Genomic DNA, 15,017 nt, shown 5'->3' on the forward strand with positions numbered 1-15,017 from the left:
TGGAAACCTGGCCCTGCCCGGCTCGTTTCGCTGGGATGGAGACCCCGCTTGCGGCATAAGGCCTGATCTTCTCTCCGGCCTTTGGCAGCGTCATGACCCCTTCCCGCGATATTTCACGCCTGCTCGACATCATGGCGGCGCTGCGCACGCCCGGCAGCGGCTGTCCGTGGGATCTCGAACAGAGTTTCGCGACCATCGCGCCCTACACCATCGAGGAAGCCTACGAGGTCGCCGACGCCATCGCGCGCGGCGATCTCGACGACCTCAAGGACGAGCTCGGCGACCTCCTGCTGCAGGTGGTGTATCACGCCCGCATGGCCGAGGAGCAGGATGCGTTCGCGTTCGGCGACGTGGTCGAGGCGGTGACGCGCAAGATGATCCGGCGCCATCCGCACGTATTCGCCGACGAGAACGGCCGGCTGACGCCGGTCGGCGTCACCAGCGCGTGGGAGCGCATCAAGGCCGAGGAGCGCGCCGAACGCGCCGCAAGGCGGCCTGCCGGGGAAAATGCGCCCACTTCCTTGCTGGCTGGCGTCAAGGCGGGACTGCCGGCACTGTCGCGCGCGATGGAATTGCAGCGCAAGGCCTCCAGCGTCGGCTTCGACTGGAACGATCCGCGCGAGGTGCTGCGCAAGATCCGCGAGGAAGCCGACGAGATCGAGGCGGCGCTGGATAACGGCGACGCCAGGGAACTCGCCGAGGAAACCGGCGACCTGCTGTTTGCGCTGGTCAATCTGGCGCGCCATGTCGGCGCCGATCCCGACCTGGCGCTGCGCGGCACCAACGCCAAATTCGAACGCCGTTTCGGCTACATCGAGCGAACGCTGGCGGCACGGGGGCAGTCTCTCGAGCAGGCCTCGCTCGAGGAAATGGACGCATTATGGGACGAGGCAAAGGGCAAGGAGTAGGATTTTCGTCGTACAGGCCAGCTACATCACGTGTGGCACGGCGTCGAACCGGGTCACCACGATGTCGCGTTTGGTTTCATCGACGCGCACGGTCATGTCGAAGCGGCCGTCGTGGAGTTCCTTGGCAAGCACTTCGGAGTTGCGGTGCAGCCAGCTGATGCCGGCGCCGTCGGAGGCGTCGATCGACAGATCCAGCGTCATCCGGCTGGCTGCGAGCCGGTCCTCGATCGCAGCCAATAGCGCATCGACCCCCTCGCCGGTCTCGGCCGAGACCAGAAAGCACGGGCGTTCCGGCGGCCGGCGGGCGGCGATGTTTTGCAGGTTTTCGCGCGTTTCCGGTTCGAAGCGGTCGATCTTGTTCCAGACCTCGAGAATGCGGCCGGCGTCCGGATCGATCCCGAGCTGGCGCAGCACGGTATCGACGTCGCGTTGCTGGGCTTCGGCATCCTCATGCGAGATGTCGCGGACGTGCAGAATGACGTCGGCTTCCAGCACTTCCTCCAGCGTGGCGCGAAACGCCGCCACCAGTTGCGTGGGCAAGTTGGAAATGAAGCCGACGGTATCCGACAACATCGCCTTGCCGCCATGCGGCAGATGCAGCGCACGCAAGGTCGGGTCCAGTGTCGCGAACAGCATGTCGGCCGCCTGCACCTCGGCGCGAGTGAGGCGATTGAACAGCGTCGACTTGCCGGCGTTGGTGTAGCCGACCAGCGCCACGACGCGATACGGCACCCGCTTGCGCCCTTCACGATGCAGCCGCCGCGTCGCCTGTACCTTTTTGATTTCGTTTTCCAGCCGGGCGATGCGATCGCCAATCAGGCGTCGATCGGCTTCGATTTGGGTTTCGCCAGGGCCTCCCATAAAGCCAAAGCCGCCGCGCTGGCGCTCCAGATGGGTCCAGGACCGCACCAGGCGGCTGCGCTGATAGTTCAAATGCGCCAGTTCGACTTGAAGCGAACCTTCCCGGGTCTTGGCGCGCCGACCGAAAATCTCGAGAATCAGTCCGGTGCGGTCGAGCACCTTGGTGTTCCACGCCTTCTCGAGATTGCGCTGCTGGATCGGCGACAGCGCGCAGTCCATCACGACAAGTTCGATCTCGTGCCCGGTGATCAGCCCGACGACCTCCTCGACCTTGCCCTTGCCGAGAAAGGTCGCGGGCCGCACTTCGCTGATCGGCGCGATCAGCGAGTCCGCGATCTCAAGATCGATGGCGCGCGCCAAGCCGACGGCTTCCTCCAGCCGCGCCTCGGAGTTGCGCATGACATGCGACTCCGTTGGCGCGTCGGGGTCGCCGCGACGCACACGCAGATAGGGGCCGATGACAACCACCCGCCCTGATTCTTTGCCCCCTGCCGACCGCGGTCGGTCGGCGCCCCCTTCAGGATTTCGGGGTTCCAATCAGATCACTCTCAAGCCGGAGCATCCTCGCCGCCTTCGAACAGCTGGATCGGAGCGCCCGGCATGATGGTCGAGATCGCGTGCTTGTAGACAAGCTGCGAATGACCGTCGCGACGGAGCAGCAGGCAGAAATTGTCGAACCAGGTGACAATCCCCTGCAGCTTCACTCCATTGACCAGAAAGATCGTCAGTGGCGTCTTGGTCTTACGAACGTGATTAAGGAAGGTGTCTTGTAGATTTTGTGCGCGGTCTGCCGCCATTGTTTTTGTCCCGCAGTCTTGTTTGCTTCTTTTTATTGAACCGATGGCTGCTCTCTGGTGGAGCCGTCCCCCGGTTGCCGGCTTCCCCTGAGATCCCCCTCCGAGGGCGCGGCAGTTCGATTAGAAGGCAGGCGCGCTTTTTAGGCAAGCCGGATCGCGCGTCAGGCGCACATAACAACGGTGCGATTCGCCGTAAATGCACGGAAAAAGACGAATTTTCTCAAGAATAAGCACGCCCAGCCTGACCTAGCCGACGCCGAGCGCCTTGAGCTTGCGATGCAGCGCCGACCGCTCCATGCCGACGAATTCCGCCGTGCGCGAGATATTTCCCGAAAAACGGCTGATCTGGGCGATCAGATAATCGCGTTCGAACACCTCCCGCGCCTCGCGCAGCGGCAGGCCCATGATGTGCTCGCCATTGTTGCTGGTCGGCATCGCCGGCACCATCGAGCCCACATCCTGCGGCAGCATGTCGGCCGTGATGATGACCTCCGGACCGCCGCTGGCCAGGATCATCACGCGTTCGACGTTGTTGCGAAGCTGGCGGACGTTTCCGGGCCAGACATGCGACTGCAAGACCGCCATCGCATCCTGGCCGATCTGACGCTTGGGCAGCCCGGTCGCGACCGAGATCTGGTCCATGAAATAGTCGATCAGTTCGGGGATATCCTCGCGCCTTTCCGACAGCGGCGGCACCCGGATCGGCACCACCGACAGACGGTGATAGAGATCCTCGCGGAAGCGGCCTTCCGCGATCTCTTCTTCCAGGTTTCGCGCGGTCGACGATACGATGCGTACGTCGACATGGACCTTGGTCGTGCCGCCGGAGCGCTGGAAGGTCTGGTCGACCAGCACGCGCAGGATCTTGTTCTGGGTCTCCCGCGGCATGTCGCCGATCTCGTCGATGAACAGGGTGCCGCCATGGGCTTCTTCCAGCGCGCCCGCCTTGCGCTGCTGCTCGCCGTTGGACTGCTCGATGCCGAACAGTTCGACTTCCATGCGCTCCGGCGTGATCGCCGCGGCGTTGATGACCACGAACGGTCCCTCGGCACGTGTCGATGCGTGGTGCAGCGTGCGCGCCGCCAGTTCCTTGCCGGCGCCGGACGGACCGACAATCAGGATGCGGCTGTTGGCCTTGGCGGCCCGCTCGATGGTCTGGCGCAACTGGTTCATGCAGGCCGAGCGTCCGGTCAGCACGCTGGCGGCCGGCGCCATCTGCTTGAGTTCCTTCACCTCGCGCTTCAGCCGCGACGTCTCCAGCGCCCGGGTTGCCACCAGGATCAACCGGTCCGACTTGAAGGGCTTTTCGATGAAGTCGTAGGCGCCGCGCTTGATCGCCGCGACCGCGGTCTCGATGTTGCCGTGGCCGGAGATCATCACCACCGGCACGTCGGCATGGTCCTTCTTGATCTGCTCCAGCAATTGCAGACCGTCGAGCTTGCTGCCCTGCAACCAAATGTCGAGAAACACCAGATGCGGCCGCCGGTTGGCGATTTCCGCCAGCGCCGAATCGCTGTCGCGCGCAGTCCGCGTGCTGAAGCCCTCATCATCGAGAATGCCGGCAACCAGATCCCGAATATCTGCTTCGTCATCGACAATCAGAATGTCATTTGCCATGAGTCGCGCCCTGTCTTGTCAGTTGCCGGTTGCGGCTTCGATCTTTGTTTCATTGTTGGTCGTGTCAGCGGGCCCAATGGTTTCAGGGATCGGCGGCTTTGTTTCCGCGGCCGGCTCCTTGATCTCCGCCTTCGGCGCGTGGCCCGATATGGCAAATCGCAACCGCATCCAGGCGCCGCGCTGACCCGGCCGGATGTCCGCGGCATCGTGCAGTTCGATCTTGCCGCCGTGGTCTTCCAGCACCCGCCCAACGATGGCAAGGCCAAGGCCGGTGCCCTTTGACCGCGTCGTCACATAGGGTTCGAGCAGCCGCGCCCGGGCCACCTTGGGCAGGCCGATCCCGTTGTCGATGACATCGATCACGATGTCGTCTCCCTCGATGGCGGCGACGACCTCGATCCGGCCCTTGCCCAATTCCTCGGGAGGCACGGCTTCAATCGCTTCCGACGCGTTCTTGATGATGTTGGTCAGCGCCTGCGAAATCAGCCGCCGGTCGAACTGCGCCCGCATCGGGTCGTCCTTGATCTCGGCCTCGAAGTCGATGTCGGGATTTCCGACCCGCATCAGGAACACCGCCTGCCGGACGGTGTCGGCAACGTCCTCGCCTTCCATGACGGGTTTCGGCATGCGTGCGAAGCGCGAGAATTCATCGACCATCCGCCTGATATCGTCGACCTGCCGCACGATGGTATCCGTGCATTGCTCGAAGATCGCCTTGTCCTCGGTGATGACCTTGCCGAATTTGCGGCGGATGCGTTCGGCCGAAAGCTGAATCGGCGTCAGCGGGTTCTTGATTTCGTGGGCGATGCGGCGGGCGACGTCGCCCCAGGCCGAGGTCCGCTGCGCCGAAACCAGCTCGGTGATGTCGTCCAGCGTGATGATATAGCTGTCGCGCGACTGGCTGGTCTGCTCGGCGCTGACCCGGACCGAGAGATTGCGCTCATGGCCGTCGCGCAGAAGCGTGATCTGGCCCTGTACCAGCCGCTGGGTGCCCTCGCGGGCGGTCCTCATCATATCGTCGAGTTCTGGCAGCACGTCCGACAGCGGATGGTCCAGGGTCTCGGATTCCGCATGACCGATCAGCTTTTCGGCGGAACGGTTGAGAATGCCGACATTTCCGGCGGCATCGACGCCGATGATGCCGGCGCTCGCCGACGACAGGACCGCTTCGATGAACCGGCGCCGGCTGTCGATCAGCTCGCTGGCGCCGACCAGTTCGTCGCGCTGGGTGCGCAACTCCTGCGTCATCTTGTTGAAGGTTTCGCCGAGCTGGGCGAGATCGCCCTCCGATTTGTGGACAGGCACCTGCACATGGAGATCGCCGGTGGAGACGATGTTGGCGGCGCTCATCAGCCGCCGGATCGGCGCGACCAGCCAATTGGCGAAATTCAGCCCGATCAGAACCGAAGCCATCAGGATGGTCAGCGCGATCACCGCGAACATCAACGCAAACGCCACCTGGATGCCGAGTTTGCGCGACTCCATCTGGGCATATTCGGCGACACTGGCCTGGGTCTGCCTGAGCTGCGCCACCACGCGCGGATCGAGCAGACGGGCGACATAGAGGAACGTGTCGTTGAATGCGCGCAGCCGGACCACGGCGGCGACGTAATTGGCTTCGATGAACACCGCGATCTGGGGCTCGGATTCATCGACGCCGCTGAGGAACTCCGGAGCCGGCGTCGTAAAGGCCTGCTCGATGCCGGTTTGCGCGGTCTCCAGGACGTTGCGGTCCTTGTCGATCACCATGGCGCCCGGCAGGTTGCGCGAGGCCGCGCTTGCAGTCAGCAGCCGGCGAAAGGTTCCGCGATCCTGGTCGAACAGCGGCCGCGCGTTGGCGATGTCGTTGGCCATTCCAATAATGTCGCCGCGAATGAGCTGGGCATGCTCATGCAGATACGCGTTGGCCACGATCAGCGAATTCTGAATCACCTCCCGCGTAGGCCCCGAAAACAGCCGGTCGAGGCCACGGTCGATGGTGATGTTGGCGACGATCGCCACCAGCACGGCCGGCAACACGGCAATGACGGAGAACAGGCTGACGATCTGGACGTGCAGCCGTGCCGCCGCCCGGCCGCGGCGGCGGGCCTGGACTACCTGCCAGACCTCGCGGACGATGATGCCGACCAGCAGCAGGATGCACGCCGCGTTGATCAGCAGGAACGAATAGACCACCTCGCGCGTCGGTTCGATCGGCGTCAGGCCGGTCAGGACGACGAAAGTGAGGAATGCCGACAGCAGCGCAATGGCGACGGCGAACGGCGCCAGCCACCGCCGCAGGGACGACCCCCTGGGTTCGGCAAGCGTCTGATCGAGCGATGGGGCCGCGGTGTCTGCGCTGGTCATTCCGGCAAGGTCGTGAGCTGAAGGCCAATGTCCGCCGGCAGCGGACTGATGCATTCATATCACAATGTTGCCAAATTGCGACAATTCCGCGGCGTGTGCTGACGCTGAACTGCGCAGGTCCGATTTATGAACGAGTTTCCGGATCGTGCGGCCGCTAACTCCCGCTCCGATAGACCTGAATGTCGAGATCCCTGATCTTCTTCCGCAGCGTATTGCGGTTGAGACCGAGCAGATCGGCGGCGCGAATCTGGTTGCCGCGCGTGGCCGCCAGCGCCGCCGTGAGCAGCGGAATCTCGATTTCCTTGAGGATGCGGTGATAGAGCCCCGGCGGCGGCACGCCGTTGGGGAAGCCCGAAAAATGCGACGACAGATAGGCCTCGACTGCGCCCCCGAGATTGTCGACGCCGTGCTGGACGCTGCCCCCCGAGGTTACCGCCGGCGGCGCCAGCTCGCCGTCGATGACGGAACCAGTGATCACGTCCTGCGGATACAATGCCGCCAGCCGGCGCGCGAGATTCTCGAGTTCGCGCACATTGCCCGGCCAGCGATGCTGCTTCAGGCGTTCCAGCGCCAGCACATCGAGCTTCTTCGGCGGCAAGCCGTCCTTCTCGGCCAGCGTGAAGAAGTGCCGGATCAGATCCGGCAAATCCTCGATCCGCTCGCGCAGCGGCGGCAGCCGCAGCGGCACCACGTTGAGGCGGAAAAACAGGTCTTCGCGGAACAGGCCCTGCTGAATCAGGATACGCAGGTCCTTGTTGCTCGCCGCGACGATGCGCACGTCGGTCTTGATCGGCGTGCGGCCGCCGACCGTGGTGTATTCGCCCTGCTGCAGCACGCGCAGCAGCCGGGTCTGCGCCTCCATCGGCATGTCGCCGATCTCGTCGAGGAACAAGGTGCCGCCTTCGGCCTGTTCGAACCGGCCCGAGGCGCGGGTATTGGCGCCGGTGAAGGCGCCGCGTTCATGGCCGAACAATTCCGATTCGATCAGGTCGCGCGGGATCGCCGCCATGTTGACCGCGACGAACGGGCCGTTGCGCCGCTTGCCGTAATCGTGCAGCGCGCGGGCGACCAGTTCCTTGCCGGTGCCGGACTCGCCGGAGATCATCACCGTGAGGTCGGTCTGCATCAGCCGCGCCAGCACGCGGTAGATTTCTTGCATCGCCGGCGAGCGGCCGACCAGCGGAATCGAATCGAATTCGTTTTCGTCGGGATGGCTGGCCACCCGCTCCTTGGGCTCCGCCAGCGCGCGGCCGACAATGGTGATGAGCTCCTTGAGGTCGAACGGCTTCGGCAGATATTCGTAGGCGCCGCGTTCCGAAGCCCGGATCGCCGTCATGAAGGTGTTTTGGGCGCTCATCACGATAACGGGCAGGTTGGGCCGCATCTTCTTGATCCGCGGCAGCAGGTCGAAGGCGTTCTCGTCCGGCATCACCACGTCTGTGATGACGAGATCCCCCTCGCCCTGGCTTACCCAGCGCCACAGCGTCGCCGCGTTCCCGGTCAGGCGCACCTCATATCCGGCGCGCGAGAGAGCCTGGTTCAGAACCGTACGGATGGCGGTGTCATCGTCGGCTACAAGTATGCTACCTGCGGGCATTGTCATTCCTCATCTGGAGTCGTGTGAGGCATGCGACGGCGTCCCCGTAACGCCATCGCGATTGCTTTGGTCGAATCGTTTGGTCGGGTTGAACATCGGCAGCAGCACCCGGAAGGTGGTTTTGCGCGGCTGGGATTCGCATTCGATGATGCCGCCATGATCGCCGATGATCTTGGCCACCAGCGCAAGGCCAAGGCCGCTGCCGGTCGGCTTGGTCGTGACGAACGGATCGAACAGGTTCGGCAGCAGATCGTCCGGCACGCCGGCGCCATTGTCCTTGACGCAGAATTCGAGCGGCAGCGACACCCGCGATTTCTTGCCGGGTACCGAGAGGCGAACGCCCGGACGGAACGCGGTGGTGAGCTGGATCTCCGCATCGCTGCCGAGATCGACGACGGCTTCGGCGGCGTTTTTCACCAGGTTGAGAAACACCTGGATCAGCTGATCCTGGTTGGCGAGCACCGGCGGCAGCGACGGATCGTAGTCTTCGACGAAGCGGATGTTGCGGGCGAAGCCGGATTGCGCGAGCCGCTTGACGTGATCGAGCACGCTGTGAATGTTGACCGCGCCGCGCGCCACCGGCCGGTCGTCGCCGAACACTTCCATGCGATCGACCAGGGTGACGATGCGGTCCGCCTCGTCGCAGATCAGCCGCGTCAGCATGCGGTCTTCCGACGAGGCCGCCTGTTCGAGCAGCTGCGCCGCGCCGCGAATGCCGGACAGCGGGTTCTTGATTTCGTGCGCCAGCATCGCAGCCAGCGCGATCACCGAGCGCGCTGCACTTCGATGCGTCAATTGCCGGTCCATCTTGTCGGCGATGGTGCGTTCCTGCAGCATCACCACGATATGGCCGGGTCGCTCGTTGAGCGGTGCGACGTGCAGATCGACCTGGCGATCGCCGCCGATCCGCGGCGTGCCGAGATCGACCTTGTATTCATTGACCGGCGAACCGCTCGAGCGCACCTGGTCGATCAGGGCCAGCAGCGGGCTGCCGAACGGTACAAGTTCCTTCAGCGACTGGCGCTGCAGAAACTGGGTGGAAATCTCGAAGAACGATTCCGCCGCCATGTTGGCGTCCATGATCTTGCCGTCGGGTGCGATCAGCAGCACCGGATTCGGCAAGGCGTTGAGGATGGCCTCGCTTTCCGAGGGCGCCCGCCGGCGTTGGTCTGCGGCTAGACTCATGCAGCAGCACTCCATGCAAAATCGTCGAATGCATCTTCGAGGGATTGGTGAACACGGTCCGGATCGTCGGTGGTCAGTATCTTCTGCCGCCACCCCTTGAGCGCTGCCACCGGCGCGCTACTGGTCTGCGCTGCGACGTCCAGCGCCCAGCCGAGATGTTTGCGGGCATGGCGAAGTCCGATCCGCAGGCCGTAGAGGCTGCAGACTTCGTCGTAGAGTGCGCGGATATAAACCAGCTGCTGCGACAGATCAGGCGCGGCCTCCGCGATGCCCGATTCGAGCCGGCGTCCGATCTGGCCCGGCAGCCACGGCTGGCCCTGCGCGCCGCGGCCCATCATGATCGCGTCGGCGCCGGACATCTGCAGCGCCGTCACCGCCTTGTCGAACGAGGTGATGTCGCCGTTGACGACCAGCGGGATGGCAATCGCATTCCGGACGGCGCGCACCGCGCCCCAGTCGGCTTCGCCCTTGTAGAACTGGCAGCGGGTGCGACCGTGCACCGAAATCATCCGCACGCCGGCGGCTTCGGCGCGGCGCGCCAGTTCCGGCGCATTGAGCGAGCGATCGTCCCAGCCGAGCCGCATCTTCAGCGTGACCGGCACTTTAACCGCCGCGACCGTGGCGTCGATCAGCGTCATGGCGTGATCGAGATCGCGCATCAGCGCCGAGCCGGACTGGCCGCCGGTGACGTGACGCGCCGGACAGCCCATGTTGATATCGATGATGTCGGCGCCGGCGGACTCGGCGATCCGCGCGCCCTCCGCCATCCAGTGCGCCTGGCAGCCCGCGAGTTGAACGACGTGGGGGCCGATGCCGGTGGCCTCGCAGCGCAGCAGCGACATCGGGCGGCCATTGACGAGATCGTCGCTGGCGGTCATCTCGGAGACGACGAGTCCGGCCCCCAGCGCCGCAGTCAGGCGCCGGAACGGGGCATCCGTGATGCCAGACATCGGCGCAAGGAAGACCCGGTTGGCGACATCAACATCGCCTATCTTCAATGGCTTACGCTGTGAGCAGTCCGGGGTGGTCACGGATGTCTCGTTTTTCTGGCGGACGCAGCATTGCGGCCACCGAGAGTCATTGTGAGCACAAATCTTGTGCAGTCAAGCTTCATGCCTACACTTTAGACAGTTCTTGAAATTGTGCAAGTGCACTGCAACAAAATATGCTTTTCCCACAGCTCTCGGGAAACGGCCTGTCTTTAAGCCCTCGGCATGATAAGGGCAGTGCGTAGGCGGCCGACGTTTCCTGCCCCATAACCCCATTCGCCGGTGAATTAGGTCCAATGCCCAGACCCGAGCGTACCGCCGCTATCCTTGTTGCTGCCGGGCGCGGGCTGCGCGCCGGGTCGGGAGGACCGAAGCAGTACCGTTCGATCGGCGGGCAGACCGTGATTTTTCGGGCGATGGAGCCGTTCTGCCGCCATCCGCAGGTGTTTGCCGTGCAGCCGGTCTTGAATCCCGATGACACGGTGATGTTCAACGAGGCCGTCAGCACATTGCGCCACGCGCCGCCCGCCAATGGCGGCGCGACGCGGCAGGCCTCGGTGCATGCCGGTCTCGAAGCGCTTGCCGGCGAGCGGCCGGATGTCGTGCTGATCCACGACGCGGCGCGTCCGTTCGTTTCGGCGGCGCTGATTTCGCGCGCGATCGAAGCTGCCGGCCGCACCGGCGCCGCGGTGCCGGCGATCGCGGTGACCGACACCATCAAGCTCGTCGACGGCAGCGGCAATGTCGAAGCGACGCCGGAGCGCGCGCGACTGCGGATCGCGCAAACCCCGCAGGCCTTCCGCTTCGATGCGATTCTCGACGCCCATCGCCGCGCTGCGCGCGAGGGCCTGAGTGATTTCACCGACGACGCCGCGCTGGCGGAATGGGCAGGATTGACGGTGGCGACATTTGAGGGCGATCCGGCGAACATGAAACTGACGACTCCCGAAGATTTCGTCCGCGAGGAAGCGCGCCTGGCCGCCCGGCTCGGCGATGTCAGAACCGGCACCGGTTACGACGTGCACGCCTTCGGCGAGGGCGATCACCTGATGATCTGCGGGGTCCGGGTGCCGCACAGCCGCGGCTTTCTCGCCCATTCCGACGGCGATGTCGGCCTGCATGCGCTGGTCGACGCCATCCTCGGCGCACTGGCGGACGGCGATATCGGTTCGCATTTTCCGCCCAGCGACCCGCAATGGAAAGGCGCGGCATCGGACCGCTTCCTGAGATACGCGGTCGACCGCGTCACCGCGCGCGGCGGTCGCATCGCCAATCTCGAAGTCACCATGATCTGCGAGCGGCCGAAGATCGGACCGCTGCGCGACGCCATGCGGGCGCGGATCGCCGGCATCACCGGGCTCGACGTCTCGCGGGTCGCCGTCAAGGCCACCACCAGCGAGCGGCTCGGATTTACGGGTCGCGAGGAAGGCATCGCCGCCACCGCCAGCGCCACCATCCGCCTGCCTTGGGATTCCAAAGGCTGGAGCGAGTAGCATGAGCGGCAGCGACGCCCGCGCCCTCTCCCGCTCGCTGCTCGACCTGTGCCGGATGCGCAAGCTCACCATTGCCACCGCTGAATCCTGCACCGGCGGCATGGTCGCCGCCGCGCTGACCGACATTCCCGGTTCCTCCGACGTCATCGACCGCGGTTTTGTCACCTACTCGAACGACGCAAAGCGCGCGATGCTCGGCGTCAGGAACACGACGCTTGCGACCTTCGGCGCGGTCAGCAAGGAGACCGCGACCGCGATGGCGATCGGCGCGCTGGAGAAAGCCGGCGTCGACCTCGCCGTCTCCATCACCGGCATTGCCGGCCCCGGCGGCGCCACCCCGGGCAAGCCGGTAGGCCTGGTCCATCTCGCCGTCGCCGCGCGCGACGGCCGCATCCTGCACCGCGAATGCCGGTTCGGCGCGATCGGCCGCAGCGCGGTGCGCCTGCGCTCGGTGGTGGAGGCACTGCGCATGCTGACCGAGATCGCGCGCGGCCCTCAGACGCCGGCAAAACCACGGCGCCAGACCATGAGCCGGCTACGTCCCCGCGTCGCCCGCACGCCACGCCGCAGCGCGGTGAAGCGGCGGCGACCGCCGCGGGCGTGAACATCGTTATGCTTCATCCTGTGGCGCCGAGGCTCTCACGGGTGAACGTTGCGTTTCATCCCGGGGACGACGGCGAGTTGGTTGCCGCCGGCTTCCCGTAGATCGCATCCGCCCGCTTTTCGAACGCGGCCGCAAACCTCTGGAACGCGGTGTCGAACATGGTGCCCATCAGCATCGCCAGCATCCGGCTCCTGAATTCATAGGACAGGAAGAATCCGACGTCGCAGGCGGTCTCGGATCGCGGCTCGAAGCTCCAGCGGTTCTCCAGGTTGCTGAACGGCCCCTTCAGATATTCCACCATGATCTTCATGTTGGGACGGTCGAGCGTCACCCGGCTGGTAAACGCCTCGCGCACCAGCTTGAAAGAAACCGTCATGTCGGCGATCACGATTTCGGTGCCGTCGGGTCCGGGCGTGCGCTGCCTGATCCTGAGCGCCTGGCACAAGGGCACGAATTCGGGATAGCGTTCGACATCGGCGACGAGATCGAACATCTGCCCGGCGCTGTGAAGGACCCGGCGCTTGCTGGAGAATTTCGGCATCGGAAGACTCAGCCGGCTCGCGCCGCGCGCGCCGCCCGCAGCTTCGCGAAATCGTCGCCGGCGTGATGCGACGAGCGGGTCAGCGGGCTCGCCGACACCATCAGGAAACCCTTGGTATAAGCCACTTTCTCGTAGCCGGCGAATTCATCCGGGGTGACGTAGCGCATCACGGCGTGATGCTTGCGGGTCGGCTGCAGATACTGGCCGATGGTGAGAAAATCGACGTCCGCCGAGCGCAGATCGTCCATTACCTGCAGCACCTCGTGGCGCTCCTCGCCGAGCCCGACCATGATGCCGGACTTGGTGAAGATGGCGGGATCGATCTCCTTGACCCGCTGCAGCAGCCGGATCGAGTGGAAATAGCGCGCGCCGGGGCGCACCGTGAGATAGCGCGAGGGTACCGTTTCCAGATTGTGGTTGAAGACGTCGGGCTTTGCCTCGGCGACAATTTCCAGCGCGCCTTCCTTGCGCAGGAAATCCGGCGTCAGGATTTCGATCGTGGTCGACGGGCAGCGCGCGCGGATGGCGCGAATGGTCCGTGCAAAATGTTCGGCGCCGCCATCGGCGAGATCGTCGCGGTCGACCGAGGTCACCACGATATGGGCGAGCCCGAGCTTGAAGGTGGCCTCCGCGACATGGTCCGGCTCGGCCGCATCGAGCGCGGTGGGCATGCCGGTCTTGACGTTGCAGAAGGCGCAGGCACGGGTGCAGGTGTCGCCCATGATCATGAAGGTGGCGTGCTTCTTGTCCCAGCATTCGCCGATATTCGGGCAGCCCGCCTCCTCGCAGACGGTGACCAGGCCGTTTTCCTTGACGATGGCGCGGGTGTCGGCATAGCCGCGGGTACTGGGCGCGCGCACCCTGATCCAGTCCGGCTTCGGCGGCGACAGCGCATCCGGCCGGTTCACCTTTTCGGGGTGGCGGGGGCGCAGCGGCGTGGCGGAGATAGTATCGACGACGACGACCATGGAATGCTGATATCCCTTCGAGGCTTAGCTAATCCGCTTGAAGGGGAATCGCAACCGCCCGCCTTGTTGGCAGCCATGCTTTAGCATATTGCCTTGTCCGACGCATTCCGCCCTCCCCAACCCCGGTTTGAATGGCTCGAAGCCGAATTCCGCCCGTCCCAGCCGCCGCCAATCCGGGCCGGCCGCTGAAGCGCGCGTTCTTTGGGCGCAGCGTGCACGAGGTGGCGCCCGGCCTGATCGGCGCCACCCTGCTGGTCGACGGCGTCGGCGGCATCATCGTCGAGGTCGAGGCCTATCATCACACCGATCCGGCGGCGCACTCCTTCCGCGGTCCGACGCCACGCAACCTCGTGATGTTCGGCCCACCCGGCTTTGCCTATGTCTATCGTTCCTATGGCATCCACTGGTGCGTCAACTTCGTCTGCGAGAAGGAAGGTTCGGCCAGCGCGGTGCTGATCCGCGCACTCGAACCGACGCACGGCATCGCCGCGATGCGCCGGCGCCGCGGCCTGCACGACGAGCGGACGCTGTGTTCGGGCCCCGGCAAGCTGACCGAGGCGCTGGCGATTACCGACGCGCATAACGGGCTCGCGCTCGACGCGCCGCCGATCGCGCTGCTTGCGCGGATAAAAAAGCCGGAGATCGTTGCGGGAGTACGGATCGGCATCACAAAAGCCGTCGAACTGCCTTGGCGGTACGGGCTGAAGGGATCGAGGTTTCTGAGCAAGGTATTTTGAGAACGGGACGTGTTCACAGTCGTCATCGCGAGGCACCGGTTCGCCTTCGAAATACCGATGATGGATTCCGGACATGCGTTTGGATCTCGCAGCGTGATCCGCCCGAGATTTGTCTTTATTTCGTCGCCCTCTTCAACCAGAGGGCGCGGGGAATGCCGGGCGCCCGATGCGCCCGATAGCCACGTGTGCTATGGGGTAGTGGTAGATGCACACGCGTTGTCAGGTCACACCGGAATCACCCGGCACTCCCCGCGCGATGGTTTAGGCTTATACGTGGTCTCCCCGGCGATCGGCTGTCTTGCCACCGTCACTTGCGGGTCTTACCGCAAGCTTGACACCAGCACCGAGGTGTCAGGACCGCACGATTTCGCATC

Annotated in this window: 13 protein-coding genes; 4 read left to right on the forward strand and 9 right to left on the reverse strand. The window is 64.7% G+C overall.

Features of this window, described 5'->3' with window-relative positions; all coding sequences use genetic code 11:
• Positions 1–92 precede the first annotated feature (92 nt).
• Entirely contained in the window at positions 93–908 is an 816-nt protein-coding gene (mazG, locus tag Q8R73_RS00700) for a nucleoside triphosphate pyrophosphohydrolase (protein WP_305717630.1), read from the forward strand.
• A 21-nt stretch (positions 909–929) separates the two neighbouring features.
• Here the strand turns inward: mazG and hflX are convergent, their stop codons facing one another.
• The 7 genes from hflX to dusB all read right to left on the reverse strand — a co-directional run bounded on the left by hflX (position 930) and on the right by dusB (position 10,309).
• Positions 930–2,306: a GTPase HflX gene (hflX, locus tag Q8R73_RS00705; protein ID WP_305717631.1), complete on the reverse strand. Its 1,377-nt coding sequence runs from the start codon at positions 2,304–2,306 to the stop codon at positions 930–932.
• 11 nt (positions 2,307–2,317) lie between these two features.
• The gene (hfq, locus tag Q8R73_RS00710) at positions 2,318–2,566 is read right to left on the reverse strand and encodes an RNA chaperone Hfq (RefSeq protein ID WP_006020546.1); all 249 of its coding nucleotides are present in this window, start codon (positions 2,564–2,566) and stop codon (positions 2,318–2,320) included.
• 246 nt (positions 2,567–2,812) lie between these two features.
• Positions 2,813–4,183: a sigma-54 dependent transcriptional regulator gene (locus Q8R73_RS00715; protein ID WP_305717632.1), complete on the reverse strand. Its 1,371-nt coding sequence runs from the start codon at positions 4,181–4,183 to the stop codon at positions 2,813–2,815.
• A gap of 18 nt (positions 4,184–4,201) precedes the next feature.
• Positions 4,202–6,529 (reverse strand): PAS domain-containing sensor histidine kinase, encoded by a 2,328-nt coding sequence (locus Q8R73_RS00720; protein ID WP_305717633.1) that lies wholly within the window; start codon positions 6,527–6,529, stop codon positions 4,202–4,204.
• A gap of 154 nt (positions 6,530–6,683) precedes the next feature.
• Positions 6,684–8,126 (reverse strand): nitrogen regulation protein NR(I), encoded by a 1,443-nt coding sequence (gene ntrC / locus Q8R73_RS00725; protein ID WP_305717634.1) that lies wholly within the window; start codon positions 8,124–8,126, stop codon positions 6,684–6,686.
• A gap of 9 nt (positions 8,127–8,135) precedes the next feature.
• The gene (locus tag Q8R73_RS00730) at positions 8,136–9,311 is read right to left on the reverse strand and encodes a nitrogen regulation protein NR(II) (protein ID WP_305717635.1); all 1,176 of its coding nucleotides are present in this window, start codon (positions 9,309–9,311) and stop codon (positions 8,136–8,138) included.
• Complete coding sequence (gene dusB / locus Q8R73_RS00735; protein ID WP_305717636.1) at positions 9,308–10,309, reverse strand: tRNA dihydrouridine synthase DusB; 1,002 nt, start codon at positions 10,307–10,309, stop codon at positions 9,308–9,310. The genes Q8R73_RS00730 and dusB overlap by 4 nt, the downstream gene beginning before the upstream one ends.
• Before the next feature lie 287 nt (positions 10,310–10,596).
• Between dusB and Q8R73_RS00740 the strand changes: the two genes are divergently transcribed.
• Complete coding sequence (locus Q8R73_RS00740; RefSeq protein ID WP_305717637.1) at positions 10,597–11,793, forward strand: bifunctional 2-C-methyl-D-erythritol 4-phosphate cytidylyltransferase/2-C-methyl-D-erythritol 2,4-cyclodiphosphate synthase; 1,197 nt, start codon at positions 10,597–10,599, stop codon at positions 11,791–11,793.
• 1 nt (position 11,794) lies between these two features.
• The gene (locus tag Q8R73_RS00745) at positions 11,795–12,397 is read left to right on the forward strand and encodes a CinA family protein (RefSeq protein WP_305717638.1); all 603 of its coding nucleotides are present in this window, start codon (positions 11,795–11,797) and stop codon (positions 12,395–12,397) included.
• A gap of 55 nt (positions 12,398–12,452) precedes the next feature.
• Here the strand turns inward: Q8R73_RS00745 and Q8R73_RS00750 are convergent, their stop codons facing one another.
• Positions 12,453–12,938 carry a type II toxin-antitoxin system RatA family toxin gene (locus Q8R73_RS00750; RefSeq protein ID WP_305717639.1) on the reverse strand — a complete coding sequence of 162 codons (486 nt, stop codon included), beginning with the start codon at positions 12,936–12,938 and terminating at the stop codon, positions 12,453–12,455.
• Between the two features lie 8 nt (positions 12,939–12,946).
• Complete coding sequence (gene lipA / locus Q8R73_RS00755; protein WP_305717640.1) at positions 12,947–13,906, reverse strand: lipoyl synthase; 960 nt, start codon at positions 13,904–13,906, stop codon at positions 12,947–12,949.
• Positions 13,907–14,037: 131 nt separating this feature from the next.
• Here lipA and Q8R73_RS00760 point away from each other — a divergent pair, with 131 nt between their 5' ends.
• On the forward strand, positions 14,038–14,643 hold the full coding sequence (locus tag Q8R73_RS00760; protein ID WP_305717641.1) for a DNA-3-methyladenine glycosylase: 606 nt from the start codon (positions 14,038–14,040) through the stop codon (positions 14,641–14,643).
• Positions 14,644–15,017 lie beyond the last annotated feature (374 nt).

The sequence above is a fragment of the Bradyrhizobium sp. genome (genome assembly GCF_030697065.1).
Classification (GTDB): Bacteria; Pseudomonadota; Alphaproteobacteria; order Rhizobiales; family Xanthobacteraceae; genus Bradyrhizobium.